Genomic DNA, 17,817 nt, shown 5'->3' with positions numbered 1-17,817 from the left:
GCCGGGCGGGTGTCCGTCTGCCCGGCCACAACAGAGAGAGTCAGCAGTGCGATAGCAGGAAAAACAGGAGGAGGACAAGGTGGATACATACAAGAAGAGGAGCCACCTCGCAGCCCGTGTCGGGCTGGGAGGGGCACTGTGCGCACTCGCCGCACTGAACGCGATGGCGCAGGACAACCTGCCCGACCTGGGCAGCAGCAACAGCAAGTGGAAGGTGGATGTCTATTACGAGAACGACACCCGCTTCCGCGGCAAGGACAACACCGACCGCACGGTGGGGCTGTCGAAGTTCCGCAACACGGTGCAGGTCGAGGCCGACAAGGATCTGGGCAACGGCTGGGAATTGCACGGCGTGCTGCGCGGCACCTGGGACGGCGTCTATCGCATCAACGACGACCAGTACGGCAAGGAGGCGGGCGGCGCCATCACGCTCGATTCGACCACGCCCGGCGGCACGATTGCCAGTCCGCACGGCGGCGGCCCGATCAATAACGCGTCGGGCCCGCCGGGGAATGTGTTCGGTTTCAGCACCGTGGCCAACCCGAACGACGGTCTGCGCGTGCTCGGCGACCGCTGGCACGACGTCGAGGGCGGCGTTGCCTTCGGCGTGCCGGTGCGACCCTGCGACTACGACAATCGCGGGTGTGCCGACTTCGGCGGCTATGGCGACAAGAAGCGCTCGGAGCTGGAATCGCCGGAGTTCAACTCGCGGCTCGACTTCCTGCGCGAGGCCTACGTCAAGAAGACCTTCGCGCTCGACGACCAGCGCTCCATCTTCCTGAAGGTGGGCAAGCAGCAGGTGGTGTGGGGCCGCACCGACCTGTTCCGCGTGCTCGACGTGATCAACCCGGTCGATTACTCGCGCAACAACATCTACGACGAGCTGGAAGACATCCGCATTCCGATGTGGATGGTGCAGGCCGAGTACCGCATGGGCGGCAGCGAGTCGATGCAGGAGCGCAACCTGCAGGTGGTGTGGAATTTCGACAAGTTCCGGCCGAACAACCTCGGTCAGTGCGGCACGGCCAACACCATACTCGACGCCGGCTGCTTCTTCCGCGGCATGAAGAACCTGTGGGACAACGGCGGTACGGTGGCCAACTTCGCCAACGTCGCGCCCGACACCTTCCTCGCCACCGACTTCGGTCCGGGCCAGATCGGTCTGAACGAGATCAATCTGCCCGGCTGGAAGCTGAAGAACACCCAGCTCGGCGTCAAGTACGAGGGCGTGACCCAGGGCGGTCTGTCCTTCTCGCTGAACGCGCTCACCTATCGCTCGCAGCTGCCCAGCCTGCGCGGTGCCAAGCGATCGACGAACGCCTTCAACGCCGAGTTCCGCGAGTACTGGCCCTACCTGATCTCGTTCGACATGTACTTCCCGCGCGTGAACCTGATCGGCGGCTCGATGGACTTCGAGTGGGAAGCGGCGAACGCGGCGGTGCGCATCGAAGCGGCATACACCAACGGCGAGGAGTTCGCGAACACCGCCAAGCCGGAGCTGTATTCGTCGAACGACGTGTTCCGCGCCGTCATCGGCATCGACCGGCCGACCTTCATCCCCTTCATCAATCCGCGCCGCACCACGCTCATTTCCGGTCAGCTGTTCTACCAGCACATTTTCGACCACGTCGAGCGCAACGGCGCGCTGGGCAAGGTGGGCATGCCGGACTGGGAGGACAACGTGATCGGCACGCTGCTGATCAAGGCCTTCCTGAAGAACGACCGCCTGAGCCCGCAGATCATCTTCGCGCATGACTTCCGCGCGCAGGCGACGGTGGCTGCGCCGCAGGTCGAGTGGCTGCTCACCGACAACCTGAAGTTCGCCGTCGGCGCCAACGTGAAGCTGGGCAGCGACAACGACCGCTACAAGTTCGATGACTGCCGCGGCTGCAATCCGTGGCCGCCTTTCACCGCCGGCCCGAACTACCCGGGCAATCCGGCGCAGGCCTTCTCGCGCGGTCTGGGTGGCCTGGAGCCGCTGGGCCGCTTCCGCGCCGGTCCGATCGGCGCCGCCTGGGCCGAAGACGAGATCTACGCAACCCTCCGCTACAAGTTCTGACCTTTCACCGCAGTGCCGGGGCGTGCGCCCCGGCTTCACAGGAGACGCACGCAATGAACAAACTGATCGCCGCCGGCCTGCTCGCAGCCGGACTGTGCACCCAGGCCCTCGCCGCCAGCGAAGCCGATGTCGAAACCGCCTTCGAGCCGTACAAGAAGGGCTTCCCGACCTTCCCCGGTCTCAGTGCCGGCATGACCATCAACAAGGACAACGTCGACCAGTTCAAGGACGCGCTGGACGCCGGCATGTACATGGTGGTCAAGAACGGCTGGTATCAGATCAAGGTCGGCGAAACGCTGAGCTTCCCGAACCCGAAGGGCTACGTCGAGGCGACCCGGAAGAACCTGAACAAGACCAAGCTGGGGGCCAAGACGGGCGAGATCGAAGGCTTTGCCGGTGGCCGGCCCTTCCCGGAGGAGCCGAGCACGTCGGATCCGCGTGCTGGCGAGAAGGTGGCGTGGAACTTCAAGTACGGTGCGAACTGGGGCGACAACGCCGCCATCCATCCGTTCTACTGGAAGTACCGCAACATGACGACCGGTCAGCTCGAACGGACGCTGAAGTTCAACTTCTTCTTCCTGAACTTCAAGCACCGCACCGACCACGCGCCGACGCCCGAGGTATCGCCTAACGCGGCCAATCTCTACCGCGCCATCTACGCTCAGGTGCTGGAACCGCAGGATCTGAAGAACACCCAGCTGCTGATACAGAAGTACGAAGACGACACCAAGTTCGACGACGCCTACCTCTACCTCGGCTTCCAGCGTCGCGTGCGCCGCCTGGCGGCAGGCCAGGTGACCGACTCCTTCCTCGGCTCCGACCTGATGATCGAGGACTTCGAAGGATATGAGAGCCGCGTGTCCGACATGCAGTGGAAGTTCGTCGGTACGAAGAACCTGCTGATGCCCTACTACAAGCACAACGACATGAAGCTGTCGGACGAATTCAAGGACGAGGACGGCTACAAGTACGTGAGCTTCACCGGTCAGGGCGAGTGCTTCCCGGACATCACCTGGCAGTTGCGCAAGGTACACGTCGTCGAGGCGGTGCCGGTCAACAGCAACCACCCGGTCGGCAAGCGCATCATGCATTTCGACGCGCAGGTCTATGGCGCGTCGCGCACGCTGGTGTATGACCGCAAGGGCGAACTGTGGAAGAGCTGGACCATCGGCAAGGCGCACCCTGACTTCCACCTGCCGATCAACAAGGGCACCGGTGTTGCGCTTGACGATTCCTTCTCGATGGTGGACGTGCAGGCCAAGCACTGCACGACCGGCCAGTTCAAGGGCAAGGTCGATCCCAAGCTGAGCCCGGCCAACCTGTTCCAGGTGCAGAACATGCGCGGCGGCAACTGAAGCCCGCCCCCGTCACGCCTGTCCGCGTGACGCCAACGATGATGTGAGCAGTACTCCTCGTTCCCGCTCGTCGGGAAGCGCCCCGCCCCGGTACCCCCCGCGGCGGGGCTTTTTTTCGCCGCTGTCGGGTGCGTCTGTCGTGGTGCCGCGGCACTTCTCCATATGCGGAAATGCGGATTTCACAAATCCGGAAGTGCAGTCCGGCGTGCGCGGTGAATGCCGCGCTGATATTTGTAATCGACATCGAATCAATGGCTTGCGCTGCTGGATGAGCTTGGCACGCTCGTTGCAAAACCGGAGTCGGCGTGGCCTGACGGCCGCGCACGACAAGAACATCCGGAGGAAGAATGCAGCACAGTCCCTGCGCCGCGCTTTGGTCGCGCGCCCATGCCGAAGGCGTCCGCACATGAGCGCGCCGAACATCCCGGTCGTCGTCACCCGCCACGCGCGGGTCGCCGACGACATCGTCCACATCGTGCTCGAATCGCCGGCCGGCACGCCGCTGCCGGCCTTCGCGGCCGGTGCCCACATTGACGTCGAACTGCCGAACGGTCTGGTACGCCAGTACTCACTGCTCGGCGATCCGGCGCAGTCACGGCAGTACGAGCTCGGGGTGCTGCGCGAGGCGAGCGGCCGCGGCGGCTCGCGCAGCGCGCACGACGATCTGCGCGCCGGCCTGCGCATCCGCATCGGCGCGCCGCGCAACCTGTTCGCGCTGGTGCCGGCGCGCCGGTCGCTGCTGTTCGCAGGTGGCATCGGCATCACGCCCATGCTGGCGATGGCGCAGCAGCTGGCGCATGGCCGCTCCGACTTCACCTTGCACTACTGCGCTCGCTCGCCGGCGCGCGCCGCTTTCCTCGACCGGCTGCGCGACGCGCCCTGGGCCGACCGCGTGCGCCTGCATTTCGACGACGGCGACGCGCGGCAGAAGCTCGATGCCGCGGCCGTGCTGGCCGCGCCCTCGGCTGACACCCATCTCTATGTGTGCGGGCCGAAGGGCTTCATGGACCACGTGATCGGCAGCGCCCGTGCGGCCGGCTGGGCCGACGCGAACATCCACGCCGAATCCTTCGCCGCGACCGACGGCGCGCGCAGCGGCGACCAGGTCTTTGCCGTGCAGCTCGCGCGCAGCGGTCGCGTCGTGCCGGTGGCCGTCGGGCAGACGGTGGCGGCGGCACTGGCCGCGCACGACGTCGAGGTGCCGCTGTCCTGCGAACAGGGCATCTGCGGCACCTGCGTGACGCGGGTGCTGGCCGGCGAACCGGATCACCGCGACATGTATTTCAGCGACGCCGAGCGGGCGGCGAACGACTGCTTCACGCCCTGCTGTTCGCGCTCGAAATCCGCCGTGCTGGTGCTCGATCTCTGATCGGCGGCCGCAGGCGCATCCAGGCGCCCGGTGTCCGCCGGGCGCATCACGACAAGACGGAGGAGACAACGGAATGGAAACGAAAGCACTGGAAAAGAAGGTCGAGTTCCTGACGGACTGCTGGTACGTCGCCGCGCTGTCGAGCGAGGTGCCGGCCGACGGCATGTTCCACCGCCGGATACTCGACACCTCGGTGCTCATCTACCGCAAGGCGGATGGCTCGCCGGTCGCGCTGCACGACCGCTGCCCGCACCGCTTCGCGCCGCTGCACCTGGGCAAGCGCATCGGAGACGACGTGGTGTGCGCCTACCACGCGCTGCGCTTCGACTGCAGCGGCGCCTGCACGCACAACCCGCACGGCAACGGCCTGATCCCGAAGGCGGCGAAGGTGCGCAGCTTTCCGCTGCTGGAGAAGTACGGCTTCGTGTGGATCTGGATGGGCGAGGCCGCACTGGCCGACCCGGCCCGGCTACCGGACTTCGGGCCGCTCGATGACGGTCATCCGAACGCGCTGGCGCATACCTATATGCGCATGGACGTGAACTACGAGCTCATCATCGACAACGTGATGGACCTGAGCCACATCGATCATGTGCACAGCGAAATCATCAGCACCCGCGGCCAACTGTCACCGCTGGTGCCCGCGGTGAAGGAGGGCGCGGACAGCGTGAATGCACGCTGGGAATGGTCGCAGCAGCCGGCCATGCTCATCTTCGCGAACTTCCTGCCGGATCCGGCCGCGCCCGCCCGCCACTTCTTCGACATCACCTGGACGCCGCCGGCCAACATCCAGCTGTCGGTCGGCGCCCTTCAGGGCGTGGGCCCGCTCGACCTCGAGCACTGCACCGGTCAGTACGACCTGCATACCTGCACGCCCGAATCGGCGACCCGCACGCATTACTACTTCGCCACCCGGCGCAATCACGACGTCGACAATGCCGAGTACAACGCGATGAAGATACGCGCCATGCACGCCGCCTTCGAGAACGAGGACGGCCCGGTCATCCAGGCGACGCAGGATGAAATGGGCACCACCGATTTCTTCTCGCTGAACCCGGTGCTGATGAGCAACGACATCGCCGCGGTGCGCGTGCGCAAGCTGCTGAAGAAGCTGATCGACGCCGAGCGCAACGGCGCACTGCGCGCAGTCGGCTGAAGCGGGGGTATCACGCGGTCACGGCTGGAAATTGGCGCCGTTCGCCCTCATCTGCCCGGAACGACTTTTCGGTCGTCACGATTCCGTGTCATCGTGGCGGCCGAAATTCATTGCGGAGAAGAGCGTGACCGAATTGCTGGCCCAGTATGGGCTGTGGCTGATTTTTCTGGTGGTGCTGGCGGAACAGCTGGGCCTGCCGATACCGGCGATGCCGCTGGTGATGCTGGCCGGCGCGCGGGTGGTCGACGAGCCCCTGTACGGCGTGTTCGCATTGCTGGTAGCGGTGGCCGCGTCTTCGCTCGGCGATGTCGCCTGGTACCTTGCCGGCCGGCTGCAGGGGCACCGCGTGCTGCGCCTGCTATGCCGCATTTCGCTGTCGCCCGATACCTGCGTGCGGCAGAGCGAATCCACCTTCACCCGCTACGGCATCGCCACGCTGGTGATCGCCAAGTTCGTGCCCGGGCTGTCGACGATTGCGCCGCCGCTGGCTGGCGCGCTGGGGATGCGGCCGTCCGCCTTCATGCTGTTCAACACGCTGGGTGCGGTGCTGTGGGCCGGCGCCGCGCTGACGATCGGCCTGCTGTTCGCGACGCAGATCGAGGCGGTGCTCGACGCGCTGGCCGAACTGGGCGTCTATGCGGCGGCGCTGGTCGGCGTGCTGCTGGCGCTCTATATCGGCTGGCGCTGGCTGGAGCGTCGTCGGGCGCTGCGCCAGCTGCAGTCCGAGCGGCTGGCCCCGGAGGAACTGCTGGCCATGCTGGACCGCGGCGAAGCGGTCACCGTCGTCGACGTGCGCTCGGGCCTCATCGTCGACGCCGAGCCGGTGCGCATTCCGGGGGCGCTGAGCATCACGCTGGAACAGATCGACGCGCACGCGCACCGGCTGCCGAAGGACGGCGTGCTGGTGACCTACTGCGCCTGCCCGAACGACGTTTCGGCGGTGCGTGCGGCGCTGAAGCTGCACGCGGCGGGGCTGCGGCACGCCCGCCCGCTGCGCGGCGGCATCGAGGGCTGGCAGGCGGCGGGGTATCGAGTGGAGGGGGTGGGCGCGTCGTCACTGTCTGACGGCAACGTGCTTGCTGGCGACAGCAGCCCTTGAAACGAAGCCGCGGTTCGCGACAGCCCTGTCGCGGCCAAGGCCGCTCCCACGGAAATGTGCAGGATCAGCCGCCGCGGCCAGGCTTTTGTGGGAGCGAGCTTGCTCGCGATGGCGGCCTGAAGCGAAGCCGGCGGCCCGTTGATGCTGCATCGCGACCAGAGGTGGCTCCCACACGAGCCGAGCCTGCTCGACCATCGGCGCGGCATCAGCCAGCTCCTGCCTCCCGCTTCTTCGCGCGGTATTCGAACTGCCCCCGCCTCAACCCGAGCAGGCGCGCGGCGGCGGACAGGTTGCCGCCGGTGCGCGTCATCGCGTGGTCGAGCAGGCGCTGTTCCAGTTCGTCGAAACGCAGACCGGCGTCGACCAGCGACGCAATGTGCGCATCCACACCGTCTGACGGCGCGTCGGACGGTGGCGTCGTGGTCTCGGCGGCGCGCGTGAGCCGGCCGCCAGCCGACAGGTTGAACATCGGTTGGGTCAGCCGCTCGCCGCCCGAGAACAGATGCTGTACGTCGAGGTTGCCGCCGTCGTCTGCGAGGATGACGGCGCGCTCGACGATGTTCTCCAGCTCGCGCACATTGCCCGGCCAGTCGTAGGCCCACAGCGCTTCGGCCGCGCGCTGCGTGAGGCCGGCGATGTGCTTGCCGAAGCGCTTCGCATAGCGTTCGACGAACACGTTGAGCATCAGCGGAATGTCCTCGCGCCGTTCGCGCAGTGGCGGAATCTCGATCGGGAACACGTTGAGGCGGAAGAACAGGTCCTCGCGGAAGCGCCCGGCCGCGACCTCGGCGCGCAGGTCGCGGTTGGCGGCGGCGACGATGCGCACGTCCACCGGCCGCACGCGGGTGTCGCCAACGCGCTCGACCTCGCCTTCCTGCAGCGCGCGCAGCAGCTTGCCCTGGGCCGGCATCGGCAGGCTGCTGATTTCGTCGAGGAAAAGGGTGCCGCCGTGTGCGCGCTCGAACTTGCCCGGCCGTGACGCGTGGGCGCCAGTGAAGGCGCCGCGCTCGACGCCGAACAGTTCGGCCTCCACCAGTTCGGCCGGTATGGCGGCGCAGTTCACGCCGATGAAAGGCCCTTTCGCGCGCGGGCCGATGGCGTGCAGGGTTTTCGAGAAGCGTTCCTTGCCGACGCCGCTTTCGCCCAGCAGCAGCACGGTGGCGTCGGTCGGCGCGACGCGGCGTATCAGATGAGCGACGGCGTTGAAGCCGGCCGAGGCACCGACCAGATCGGGCAGGCTCGCCGTCGCGGCGGTGTCGACCGGGGCGTGGCGTCCGCGTGGCGCCGACACGAAGTCCTCGATGCGCAGGAAGCTCAGGTCGTCGGCGCTGTCCTCGCACTCCTCCAGTGGCCGGCCGATCACCCGACAGCGCGCGTGCCCCATGGCGACGCACTCCAGTTCGCGCCACAGGATCGGGCGCCCCATCATCGTCGTCGTGAAGCCGCTGGCGTAGCCGGTCATCATCCAGCAGGCGGGGGAGCCGCTGATGCCGAAGTGCTTCAGATGCGCTTCCGCCTCCCACGAGGCCTGCCAGTAGTAGTCGCCCCAGAACTCACCGCTGTCGGTGTTGAACTGCATGCGTTCGACCGCCTGGTTGCGGACGAAGCCTTCGATCTCGCGCAGCCGCGGGCCCAGCGCCAGCGTGCGAGTCAGATCGCCGCCCTCGGCTTCGCGCAGGCAGCGCGCGTCGTCCACGCCCTGCTGGTAACCGATGCGGGTGAACAGTTCGCGGGTGCGATCCAGTCCCAGCCGCTCGACCAGTTCGTGGCGCAGTGTGGCCACCGATGCGCCGTGCATCAGCAGCATGCGCTGGCCAAACAGCAGGATGTGGCCGCTGTCCGGCGCGAAATGGACGTTCTTCGCCAGCGTGCGGTCGTCGATGGCGTCGGTGATGGCGGTCAGCGGGCCGTGTGGTGTGCGTGGCATGACGGAATCCGTTCGGGAGGGCAGCTGCCGGAAATGCGGCATCGGCCGCCCGTCCGGTTTCACCAAATCATGAAAGCACGGCTGAAAAATGTCGAGATTTTTTATGAATCTTCGAAGGAACAGTGGCTTGCGATTGATCGGCCGTCTGGTACGGCGATTGCACTGGATGGGGGCCCGGTCACGAGCCGGGCCACGACAAACGGATGGAGGATGGAGATATGCCGATGACCGGCGTGCTGCGCCCGGGTCATGTCGCGCTACGCGTGACCGACCTGGATGCGGCGGTAAGACACTACGGAGAAGTGCTGGGCCTGATCGAAACCGGGCGCGACGTCCAGGGCCGCGTGTACTTCAAGGCCTGGGACGAACACGATCACCACAGCGTGGTGCTGCGGCAGGCCGACGCGCCCGGCATGGACTACATGGGCTTCCGCGTCGACAGCGAAGCGACGCTGGACAGTCTGGCGGCGGAGGTGGAAGGCAGCCGTCTGGCGACGGACATGCGCTGGATCGACGCCGGTGAGCATCTGCACACCGACCGCCGCTTCCGCTTCACGGTGCCGACCGGCCATGCGATCGAGCTGTTCGCAGCCAAGGACAAGGTGGGCAACGGCCTGCCTGACGTGAATCCGGACCCGTGGCCCGATGGCCTGATCGGCATGCAGCCGACGCGCTTCGACCACTGCCTGCTGTACGGCGACGATGTGGATGGCGTGGTGAAGCTGTTCTCCGAGGTGCTGGGCTTCAGGATCGCCGAACAGGTGATGGCGGGCGACCTGATGGTGGGCGTGTTCCTGACCTGCTCGACCAAGCCGCACGACATCGCCTTCATCCGCAATCCGGAGAAGGGGCGCTTCCACCACTGCTCCTTCATCCTGGATACGTGGAACGACGTGCTGCGTGCGGCCGACCTGATCTCGAAGAACGACGTGTCACTGGACATCGGTCCGACGCGGCACGGTATCACGCGCGGCGCGACGATCTACTTCTTCGACCCGTCGGGCAATCGCAACGAGGTGTTCGCCGGCGGCTACATCCATTACCCGGACAAGCCCGTCATTACGTGGAAAGTGGAAGACCTCGGGCGCGCGATCTTCTATCACGACCGCAAGCTGAACGAGGCCTTCCTGAACGTGCACACATGAGCGGTCGCTATCGCCGCTCAGGCCGGTCGGTCAGGCCCTGGATGTCGCGCCGGGGATAGCCCTCGGCGCGTATCCGCGTCCATACCGCGCGCTTCTCTTCCGCCGTCATGAATACCCAGTTCGCCACTTCCATGACGGTGCGGCCGCAGCCGCGGCACACTTCATCGAACAGCGTGCTGCAGATGGCGACGCAGGGGGTATCGGGCTCGTCGGCCGGCGGCAGTTCGCTCATCACATCAGGCCGGCGACGAAGGCGTCGAGCTTGCGCGCGTCGACGTCGAAGCGGCGGATGCCGTCCGACAGCTTCTCGACCGCCATCGCGTCCTCGTTGTGCAGCCAGCGGTAGGCCCTCTCGTCGAGCACGACGCGCTCGGCCGGCGTCGTGCGCGTCGGATCGAGCCGGCGCTCCAGTTCGCCGGGCAGGGCGGCCATCTGGTCCAGCAGGTCGGGTGCGATGGTGAGCAGGTCGCAGCCTGCCAGCGCCTCGACCTGACCCACCTTGCGGAAGCTCGCGCCCATCACCTCTGTGTGGTAGCCGTGCTGCTTGTAGTAGTTATATATGCGGGTGACCGAAGCGACGCCCGGATCCTGCTCCAGCGGAATGTCGGCCACTTTCTGCTGCGCGCAGTACCAGTCGTAGATGCGGCCGACGAAGGGTGAGATCAGCGTGACGCCGGCGTCGGCGCAGGCGATGGCCTGGGCCATGCCGAACAGCAGCGTGAGGTTGCAGTGGATGCCGTCGCGCTCCAGCTTTTCCGCCGCGCGTATGCCTTCCCAGGTGCTGGCGAGCTTGATCAGCACGCGGCTGCGCGAAATGCCGGCCGCCTCGTACAGCGCGATCAGGTGGCGCGCCTTGGCGATGCTGGCTTCCGTGTCGAAGCTGAGGCGCGGATCGACCTCGGTCGACACCCGGCCGGGCACGTGCTTCAGGATTTCGCAGCCGAAGGCGACGAACAGCCGGTCGATCGCGCCGTGCAGGTCTTCACCGGCCGCCTTCGCCTGTGCCAGCGCCGCATCGAGCAGCGGTCGGTAGCGCGCGTCCTGCGCTGACTTCAGCAACAGCGAAGGGTTGGTGGTGGCGTCCTGCGGCTTCAGGCGGGCGATGGATTCGACGTCGCCGGTGTCGGCGACGACGATGGAATGCTGTTTCAGCGATTCGAGATGGGTGGTCATGGGGGGGCTCCGTCGGGGTCCTGGTCCGGTGCGATGTTCACGTGTGCCCGGAGTGTATTGCGAGTCGGCCGTCGCCGCGTGCATTTGGCTAAGCGTGCCGCTTGGGGTACGCATGCCGCTTGGCGTATCGTTCCGGTTCACGCACGTACGAGACAGCGAGTCCGATGACGTTGATGCCCGGCAGTTTCCGTAACCGCCTTGCGCTGCTGTGTGGCGGCCTGGCGCTGATCGTGGGTCTACCGGCCTATCTGTACATCAACCACGTCTATGCGGAGCAGTTGCTGAACGAGCGCGGCCACGCGATACACGAACTGGCGACCGCGATGTCCGCGGTGCTGGCCGAAAGCCTGAACGAGCGCCGCCGCGAGATCGAACTGCTGTCCGACACCCGACTGTTCCGTCGCGAACCGCTGGACGACAGCGCCTTTCGCGGCAGCCTGGAGCGGCTGCAGAACTCCTATCCGCAGTATTCGTGGATAGGCGTTGCCGATCTCGACGGCGTGGTGCAGGCGGCCACGCACGATCTGCTGCTCGGGCAGAACGTGGCGCAGAGGCCGTGGTTTGCCGGCGGGCTCGACGGGGTTTTCGTCGGCGATCTGCACGAGGCCCTGTTGCTGGCCAAGCTGCTGCCGAAGAAGGGAGCCGGCCCGATGCGCTTCATCGACATCGCGGTGCCGGTGTCCGGTGAGGATGGTCAGGTGCGCGGCGTACTGGCCGCCCATGTGCATTGGGACTGGGCAGGCTCCGTACTGCGGGTGCTGCGGCCGAGCAACGCCGAGCGCGTGGGCATGGACATTCTCATCGTCAACGGACAGGGCGACGTGATCTATCCGGAGGACAGTCGACTCGTCGTGCCGCAACCGAGCGGTCGCCCGACGCAGCCGGGCTTCTTCATCGACAACTGGTCGGGCACCACCGCCTACGTAACCTCGATGGCGCCGGTGCGCGAGATCATCCAGACCAGTCCGCTGGGCTGGCAGGTCGTCATCCGCCAGCCGCTCGATCGGGTGATGGAAGACGTGGTGGCGCTGCGCAAGGTGGTGCTGGGGTTTGCGCTGCTCGCGGTGGCCATCCTGCTGCTGCTGTCGTGGGTGGTGGCGTCGCGACTGAGCCAGCCGCTGGAGCGGCTGGCGACGCTGGCGCGCCGGATCGAGAAGGGCGACGAGGGTGTCACGCTCGAAGTGGGGGCCGGATCGGTCGAACTGCGTCATCTGGTCGACGCGTTGCGCGGCATGGCGGCAACCCTGATACAGCGGCGCGAGGCGCTGGAGGCGAGCAACCGCGACCTCGAACACAAGGTGATTGAGCGCACTGCCGAACTGGCGCGCCTCAACGACGAACTGCGCGATCAGGCGCGGCGCGATGCGCTCACCGGTCTGCCCAACCGGCTGGCGGCGAACGAACGCCTGCGCGACGAATTCGTCCGCATGCGGCGGTCGCGCAAGGGCTATGCGGTGCTGGTGGCCGATATCGATCACTTCAAGCGCATCAACGACGGTCATGGCCATCCGGCTGGCGACGCGGTGCTGCGCCACGTCGCGGTGGTGCTCAAGGCGGCGCTGCGGGAGAGCGATTTCGTCGCCCGTTTCGGCGGCGAGGAGTTTCTGCTGCTGCTGCCCGCCACGTCTCTGGACGACGCATGTCGCGTCGGCGAGAAGGTCAGGCGGGCGGTCGAGATGTCGCCCACCGCGGCGGTCGGCGTCGTCACGATGAGCATAGGCCTTGCGATGGCGCAGCCCGATCACGAGGACGAGGACGCCGCCGTCCGCCTCGCCGACGCCATGCTTTACGAGGCGAAGCGCGCCGGCCGCAACCGCCTGGTCAGCGAACAGGCGCAGACGGCCGACGGCTGATCCGGCCGGTCATTGTTCGCGCGCTCTTGAAATCGAAACATCCCGCCACTACTATTAGCACTCGTTGGCAGTGAGTGCTAACACAGCGGTGCGCTGTGTCGCATCGCCCCGAATATCGTCAAACGTCGCGACTGGGTTCGCGCCTTCAATCTCAAGGAGTCATTGCATGAAAATCCGTCCGTTGCACGACCGCGTGCTGGTCAAGCGTCTGGAAGAAGAGCGCAAGACCGCTTCGGGCATCGTGATTCCCGACGCAGCCGCTGAAAAGCCGGATCAGGGCGAAATCATCGCCGTCGGCGCCGGCAAGATCCTGGACGACGGCAAGGTTCGCCCGATGGCCGTCAAGGCCGGCGACCGCGTACTGTTCGGCAAGTATTCCGGTCAGTCGGTCAAGGTCGATGGCGAGGAATTCCTCGTCATGCGTGAAGAAGACATCATGGGCGTGGTCGAGGCCTGATCGCCTCCTTTGCTCTGAATTTCTGAATACTCAAGGAGTTAGATATGCCCGCAAAAGAGGTACGTTTTGGTGATTCCGCCCGCGAACGCATGGTTGCTGGCGTCAATGTGCTGGCCAATGCAGTCAAGGTGACCCTGGGCCCGAAGGGCCGCAACGTGGTGCTGGAGCGCTCCTTCGGCGCCCCGACCGTGACCAAGGACGGCGTGTCGGTCGCCAAGGAAATCGAACTGAAGGACAAGTTCGAGAACATGGGCGCCCAGATGGTCAAGGAAGTCGCTTCCAAGACCTCGGACGTCGCCGGTGACGGCACCACCACCGCCACCGTGCTGGCCCAGGCCATCGTGCGCGAAGGCATGAAGTACGTGGCTGCCGGCATGAACCCGATGGACCTGAAGCGCGGCATCGACAAGGCCGTGACCGGCATCATCGGCGAGCTGAAGAAGATTTCGAAGCCCTGCTCGACCAGCAAGGAAATCGCCCAGGTCGGCTCGATCTCCGCCAACTCGGACACCTCGGTCGGCGCACGCATCGCCGAAGCGATGGATAAGGTCGGCAAGGAAGGCGTCATCACCGTCGAAGACGGCAAGTCGCTGAACGACGAGCTGGAAGTGGTCGAGGGCATGCAGTTCGACCGCGGCTACCTGTCGCCGTACTTCATCAACAACCCGGATCGCCAGATCGCCGTTCTGGACAGCCCCTTCGTGCTGCTGCACGACAAGAAGATCAGCAACATCCGTGATCTGCTGCCGGTGCTGGAACAGGTGGCCAAGGCCGGTCGTCCGCTGCTGATCATCGCCGAAGACATCGAAGGCGAAGCGCTGGCCACCCTGGTGGTGAACAACATCCGCGGCATCCTGAAGACCGTTGCCGTCAAGGCCCCGGGCTTTGGCGACCGTCGCAAGGCCATGCTGGAAGACATCGCCATCCTGACCGGCGGCACCGTGATCGCCGAAGAAGTCGGCCTGTCGCTGGAAAAGGCCACGCTGCAGGACCTCGGCCAGGCCAAGCGCATCGAAGTGGGCAAGGAAGAAACGACCATCATCGACGGCGCCGGCACCGAAGACGCGATCACCGCACGCGTTGCCAACATCAACACCCAGATCGATGCCGCAACGTCGGACTACGACCGTGAAAAGCTGCAGGAACGCAAGGCCAAGCTGGCCGGCGGTGTTGCGCTGATCAAGGTCGGTGCCGCGACCGAAGTCGAGATGAAGGAAAAGAAGGCACGCGTCGAAGACGCGCTGCACGCTACCCGCGCTGCCGTTGAAGAAGGCATCGTGGCCGGCGGCGGCGTCGCCCTGGTGCGCGCGCTGCAGAACCTCGGTGACCTGCGCGGCGACAACGCCGACCAGGACGCCGGCATCAAGCTGATCATGCGCGCTGCCGAAGAGCCGCTGCGCCAGATCGTCGCCAACGCTGGCGACGAGCCGAGCGTGGTCGTGGCCAAGGTGAAGGAAGGCAAGGGCAACTTCGGCTACAACGCCGCCTCGGGCGAGTACGGCGACATGGTCGAAATGGGCGTGCTGGACCCGACCAAGGTCACCCGCACCGCACTGCAGAACGCCGCTTCGGTTGCTTCGCTGATGCTCACCACCGACTGCATGGTGGCCGAGCTGGCCGAAGACAAGCCGGCTGCCGGCGGCATGCCGGGCGGCATGGGTGGCATGGGCGGCATGGGCATGGACATGTAATGTCCGCTCCGGCCGCCGTGAGGCGATCGGGCCCGGTCTGTCAGACCACGGAAAGCCCGCACTTCGGTGCGGGCTTTTTTTCGTCCACGGGCTGCAGTTGCGACGGATGTGCGAAGGCGTAACGAGAGCGATCGAGTTCGAGGGGAGCGATTCGGACGGACGCCCGAAAAATGGGTGGGGAGCACCCCGTGCAGGGGAAGGGTGCTCCCCGGGGCGTGCCGGACTGACCGGTTTGCCCCCGAGGACCAAAAGAAGAACAGCGCTGCGCAGACTATTCTTGAGCGCTTACATCTCCCTTACACTGGTGCCCGGTGGGGTTATTCAAACCCCGAACCCGAGTGCGAACGCAGAAGACGTTCATGGAGGAGGCGGCCGCAAGGCTGATTTGCTATGCATATCCTGCTTGCCGAGGACGATCCGGTCATTTCTGATGCCGTGGTCCGGGCGCTGCGGCGCGCCGGTTACGCGGTGGACAGCGTGGCCACCGGTGGTGAGGCCGATGCAGCGCTGCATGGACAGGGTTTCGATCTGGCCATCATCGACATCGGCCTGCCCAAGCTGTCCGGTATCGAGGTGATCAAGCGCATGCGCGCGCGCAAATGTACGACACCAGTACTGATCCTGACTGCACAGGACGGCATCGACGACCGCGTGCGCGGGCTCGATGCCGGCGCCGACGATTACATGTGCAAACCTTTCGCACTGCCCGAGCTCGAGGCGCGCGTGCGTGCGCTGACGCGGCGCGGCACCGGCATGCCCACCCGCATCGAGATCGGCAGCCTCGCCTACGATCAAACGGATCACGTGGCCAGCGTCAATGGTCAGGCGATCGAGCTGTCGGCGCGCGAGACCGCGTTGCTGGAGGTGCTGCTGCTGCGCGCCGGCCGGCTGGTCAACAAGGAACAGCTGGTCGACCATCTGTGCGGCTGGGGCGAGGAAGTGAGCAACAACGCCATCGAGGTCTATGTGCACAGGCTGCGCAAGAAGATCGAGCACAGCGGCCTGCGCATCGTGACGTTGCGCGGCCTGGGCTACTGCCTGGAAAGACCGGATGCCGTCGCGTGAGAAGCTGAAGAACCGTCGCAGCAAATCCGGCGAAAGAACGGGCGAGTACAACTCGCTGTTCGGCGAAATCCTCGACTGGATGCTCGCACCGCTGATGTTCGTGTGGCCGATCAGCATCGCCATCATTCACAACGTGGCAGACGACATCGCACACGCACCCTATGACAAGGTGCTCGGCGACAGCGTCTACGAGTTGAGCCGGCAGGTGCGCTTCACGCCGGTCGGTGCCATCTTCGTCAAGCCGCCGCAGATGCGGGATCTGTTCCACATCGACGGCGAGGACATCATCTACTACCAGGTGCTCGGCGGTGCCGGCGAACTGCTGGCCGGTGACAGCGAAGTGCCGGACGTGCCGGACGAGAAGCCTTGGAAGCCGGGCGAGCTCTATTTCCGTGGCGGCCGCGTGAACAACGAGGACGTGCGGATCGCCTACATGTTCCAGCCGGTTACCACCATTCCCGGTTCCTACGTGACGGTGCAGGTGGCTGAGACGCTGAACAAGCGCGAGGCACTGACCTCGCGCATCCTGTCCGGCGTGCTGCTGCCGCAGTTCGTCATCATTCCGATCGCCGTCGTGCTGGTCTATTTCGGTCTGGGCCGCGGGTTGTGGCCGTTGAAGCGACTGCAGGCGGTGATCGAGAAGCGGCGGCCGACCGACCTGTCACCGATCGACGTGCGTCGCGTACCGGAAGAACTGCGCCCGCTGATCAATGCGCTGAACGACATGATGCTGCGGCTGGAGGTGAATCTCGCCGCACAGCAGCGCTTCATCGCCGACGCCGCGCACCAGATGCGCACCCCGCTGACCGGCCTGAAGAGTCAGGCCGAGCTGGCGCTGCTCGAGAACGACCCTGCACAGATCCGCGCCTGCATGGAACAGATACTGGTCAGCGCCACCGGCGCGGGGCACCTGATCAATCAGCTCCTCGCACTGGCGCGCGCCGAAGCGAGCACGGAGAAGGTGCATGCGATCGAGCGGGTGGAGCTGAACGCGCTGTTCGAATCGCTGATTGCAGACTGGGTGCCGGCGGCGCGCAGGCGTCATATCGACCTCGGCTTCGAGCGGGCGCATGTCGCGCTGCATGTCGATGCCAATCCGGTACTGCTCGGCGAAATGTTCAAGAACCTGATCGACAACGCGATCAAGTACACGTCCTACGGCGGGATCGTCACGGTGAGACTGAAGGCGGACATCCGTGCCATCCTGGAAATCGAGGACACCGGGCCGGGCATTCCGGTCGAGGACAGGCAGCGCGTGTTCGAGCGCTTCTATCGTGTGCTCGGCACCCAGGTCGAAGGCTCCGGGCTTGGCCTGCCCATCGTGCGCGAGATTGCGGAGCTGCACCGCGCCGAGGTCGACCTGCTCGATGCGCCCGGCAATGGCGGACTGATCGTGCGCGTGTCGTTTCCGCGTGTGGTGGAACAGGTGCCGAAGGACGTCGCGGCGCTGCCGTGGCCGGTCTGAGGG

The 17,817-nt window shown here is 65.8% G+C and carries 14 protein-coding genes; 11 read left to right on the top strand and 3 right to left on the bottom strand.

The genetic code is table 11. The annotated features are described in order from the left end of the window. Positions 1-79: 79 nt before the first annotated feature. The 5 genes from WDZ97_RS14875 (at position 80) to WDZ97_RS14855 (ending at position 7,038) form a co-directional block, all read left to right on the top strand. Entirely contained in the window at positions 80-2,059 is a 1,980-nt protein-coding gene (locus tag WDZ97_RS14875) for a DUF1302 family protein (RefSeq protein WP_425763263.1), read from the top strand. Between the two features lie 53 nt (positions 2,060-2,112). Continuing rightward, the gene (locus WDZ97_RS14870) at positions 2,113-3,414 is read left to right on the top strand and encodes a DUF1329 domain-containing protein (RefSeq protein ID WP_425763262.1); all 1,302 of its coding nucleotides are present in this window, start codon (positions 2,113-2,115) and stop codon (positions 3,412-3,414) included. A gap of 406 nt (positions 3,415-3,820) precedes the next feature. After that, on the top strand, positions 3,821-4,783 hold the full coding sequence (locus WDZ97_RS14865) for a PDR/VanB family oxidoreductase (RefSeq protein ID WP_425763261.1): 963 nt from the start codon (positions 3,821-3,823) through the stop codon (positions 4,781-4,783). 73 nt (positions 4,784-4,856) lie between these two features. Continuing rightward, positions 4,857-5,939, top strand: coding sequence for a Rieske 2Fe-2S domain-containing protein (locus tag WDZ97_RS14860; protein ID WP_425763260.1), 1,083 nt, complete (start codon positions 4,857-4,859; stop codon positions 5,937-5,939). Between the two features lie 124 nt (positions 5,940-6,063). Further along, entirely contained in the window at positions 6,064-7,038 is a 975-nt protein-coding gene (locus WDZ97_RS14855; RefSeq protein ID WP_425763259.1) for a VTT domain-containing protein, read from the top strand. Positions 7,039-7,243: 205 nt separating this feature from the next. On the opposite strand, the gene WDZ97_RS14850 is transcribed toward WDZ97_RS14855, so the two are convergent. Beyond that, positions 7,244-8,965, bottom strand: coding sequence for a sigma 54-interacting transcriptional regulator (locus WDZ97_RS14850; protein ID WP_425763258.1), 1,722 nt, complete (start codon positions 8,963-8,965; stop codon positions 7,244-7,246). A gap of 218 nt (positions 8,966-9,183) precedes the next feature. On the opposite strand from WDZ97_RS14850, the gene WDZ97_RS14845 reads away from it, so the two are divergent. Further along, positions 9,184-10,110: a catechol 2,3-dioxygenase gene (locus tag WDZ97_RS14845; protein WP_425763392.1), complete on the top strand. Its 927-nt coding sequence runs from the start codon at positions 9,184-9,186 to the stop codon at positions 10,108-10,110. A gap of 7 nt (positions 10,111-10,117) precedes the next feature. Here WDZ97_RS14845 and WDZ97_RS14840 read toward each other — a convergent pair whose 3' ends face one another. Then, entirely contained in the window at positions 10,118-10,342 is a 225-nt protein-coding gene (locus tag WDZ97_RS14840; RefSeq protein ID WP_341423127.1) for a DUF1289 domain-containing protein, read from the bottom strand. Continuing rightward, the gene (gene tal, locus WDZ97_RS14835; RefSeq protein WP_425763257.1) at positions 10,342-11,283 is read right to left on the bottom strand and encodes a transaldolase; all 942 of its coding nucleotides are present in this window, start codon (positions 11,281-11,283) and stop codon (positions 10,342-10,344) included. The genes WDZ97_RS14840 and tal overlap by 1 nt, the downstream gene beginning before the upstream one ends. A 164-nt stretch (positions 11,284-11,447) precedes the next feature. Here tal and WDZ97_RS14830 point away from each other — a divergent pair, with 164 nt between their 5' ends. The 5 genes from WDZ97_RS14830 (at position 11,448) to WDZ97_RS14810 (ending at position 17,814) form a co-directional block, all read left to right on the top strand. Further along, positions 11,448-13,136 (top strand): sensor domain-containing diguanylate cyclase, encoded by a 1,689-nt coding sequence (locus WDZ97_RS14830; RefSeq protein WP_304004260.1) that lies wholly within the window; start codon positions 11,448-11,450, stop codon positions 13,134-13,136. Between the two features lie 166 nt (positions 13,137-13,302). Beyond that, positions 13,303-13,593 carry a co-chaperone GroES gene (gene groES / locus WDZ97_RS14825; protein WP_304004262.1) on the top strand — a complete coding sequence of 97 codons (291 nt, stop codon included), beginning with the start codon at positions 13,303-13,305 and terminating at the stop codon, positions 13,591-13,593. 44 nt (positions 13,594-13,637) lie between these two features. Continuing rightward, the gene (gene groL / locus WDZ97_RS14820; RefSeq protein WP_024300804.1) at positions 13,638-15,284 is read left to right on the top strand and encodes a chaperonin GroEL; all 1,647 of its coding nucleotides are present in this window, start codon (positions 13,638-13,640) and stop codon (positions 15,282-15,284) included. Between the two features lie 390 nt (positions 15,285-15,674). Further along, positions 15,675-16,349, top strand: coding sequence for a response regulator (locus WDZ97_RS14815; RefSeq protein ID WP_020165912.1), 675 nt, complete (start codon positions 15,675-15,677; stop codon positions 16,347-16,349). Beyond that, positions 16,336-17,814, top strand: coding sequence for a sensor histidine kinase N-terminal domain-containing protein (locus tag WDZ97_RS14810; RefSeq protein WP_425763256.1), 1,479 nt, complete (start codon positions 16,336-16,338; stop codon positions 17,812-17,814). The genes WDZ97_RS14815 and WDZ97_RS14810 overlap by 14 nt, the downstream gene beginning before the upstream one ends. Positions 17,815-17,817: the final 3 nt, after the last annotated feature.

Source organism: Methyloversatilis sp. MC4-4 (genome assembly GCF_049843555.1).
Taxonomy (GTDB): Bacteria; Pseudomonadota; Gammaproteobacteria; order Burkholderiales; family Rhodocyclaceae; genus Methyloversatilis; species Methyloversatilis discipulorum_B.
This window is presented reverse-complemented; position numbering and strand designations above follow the sequence as displayed.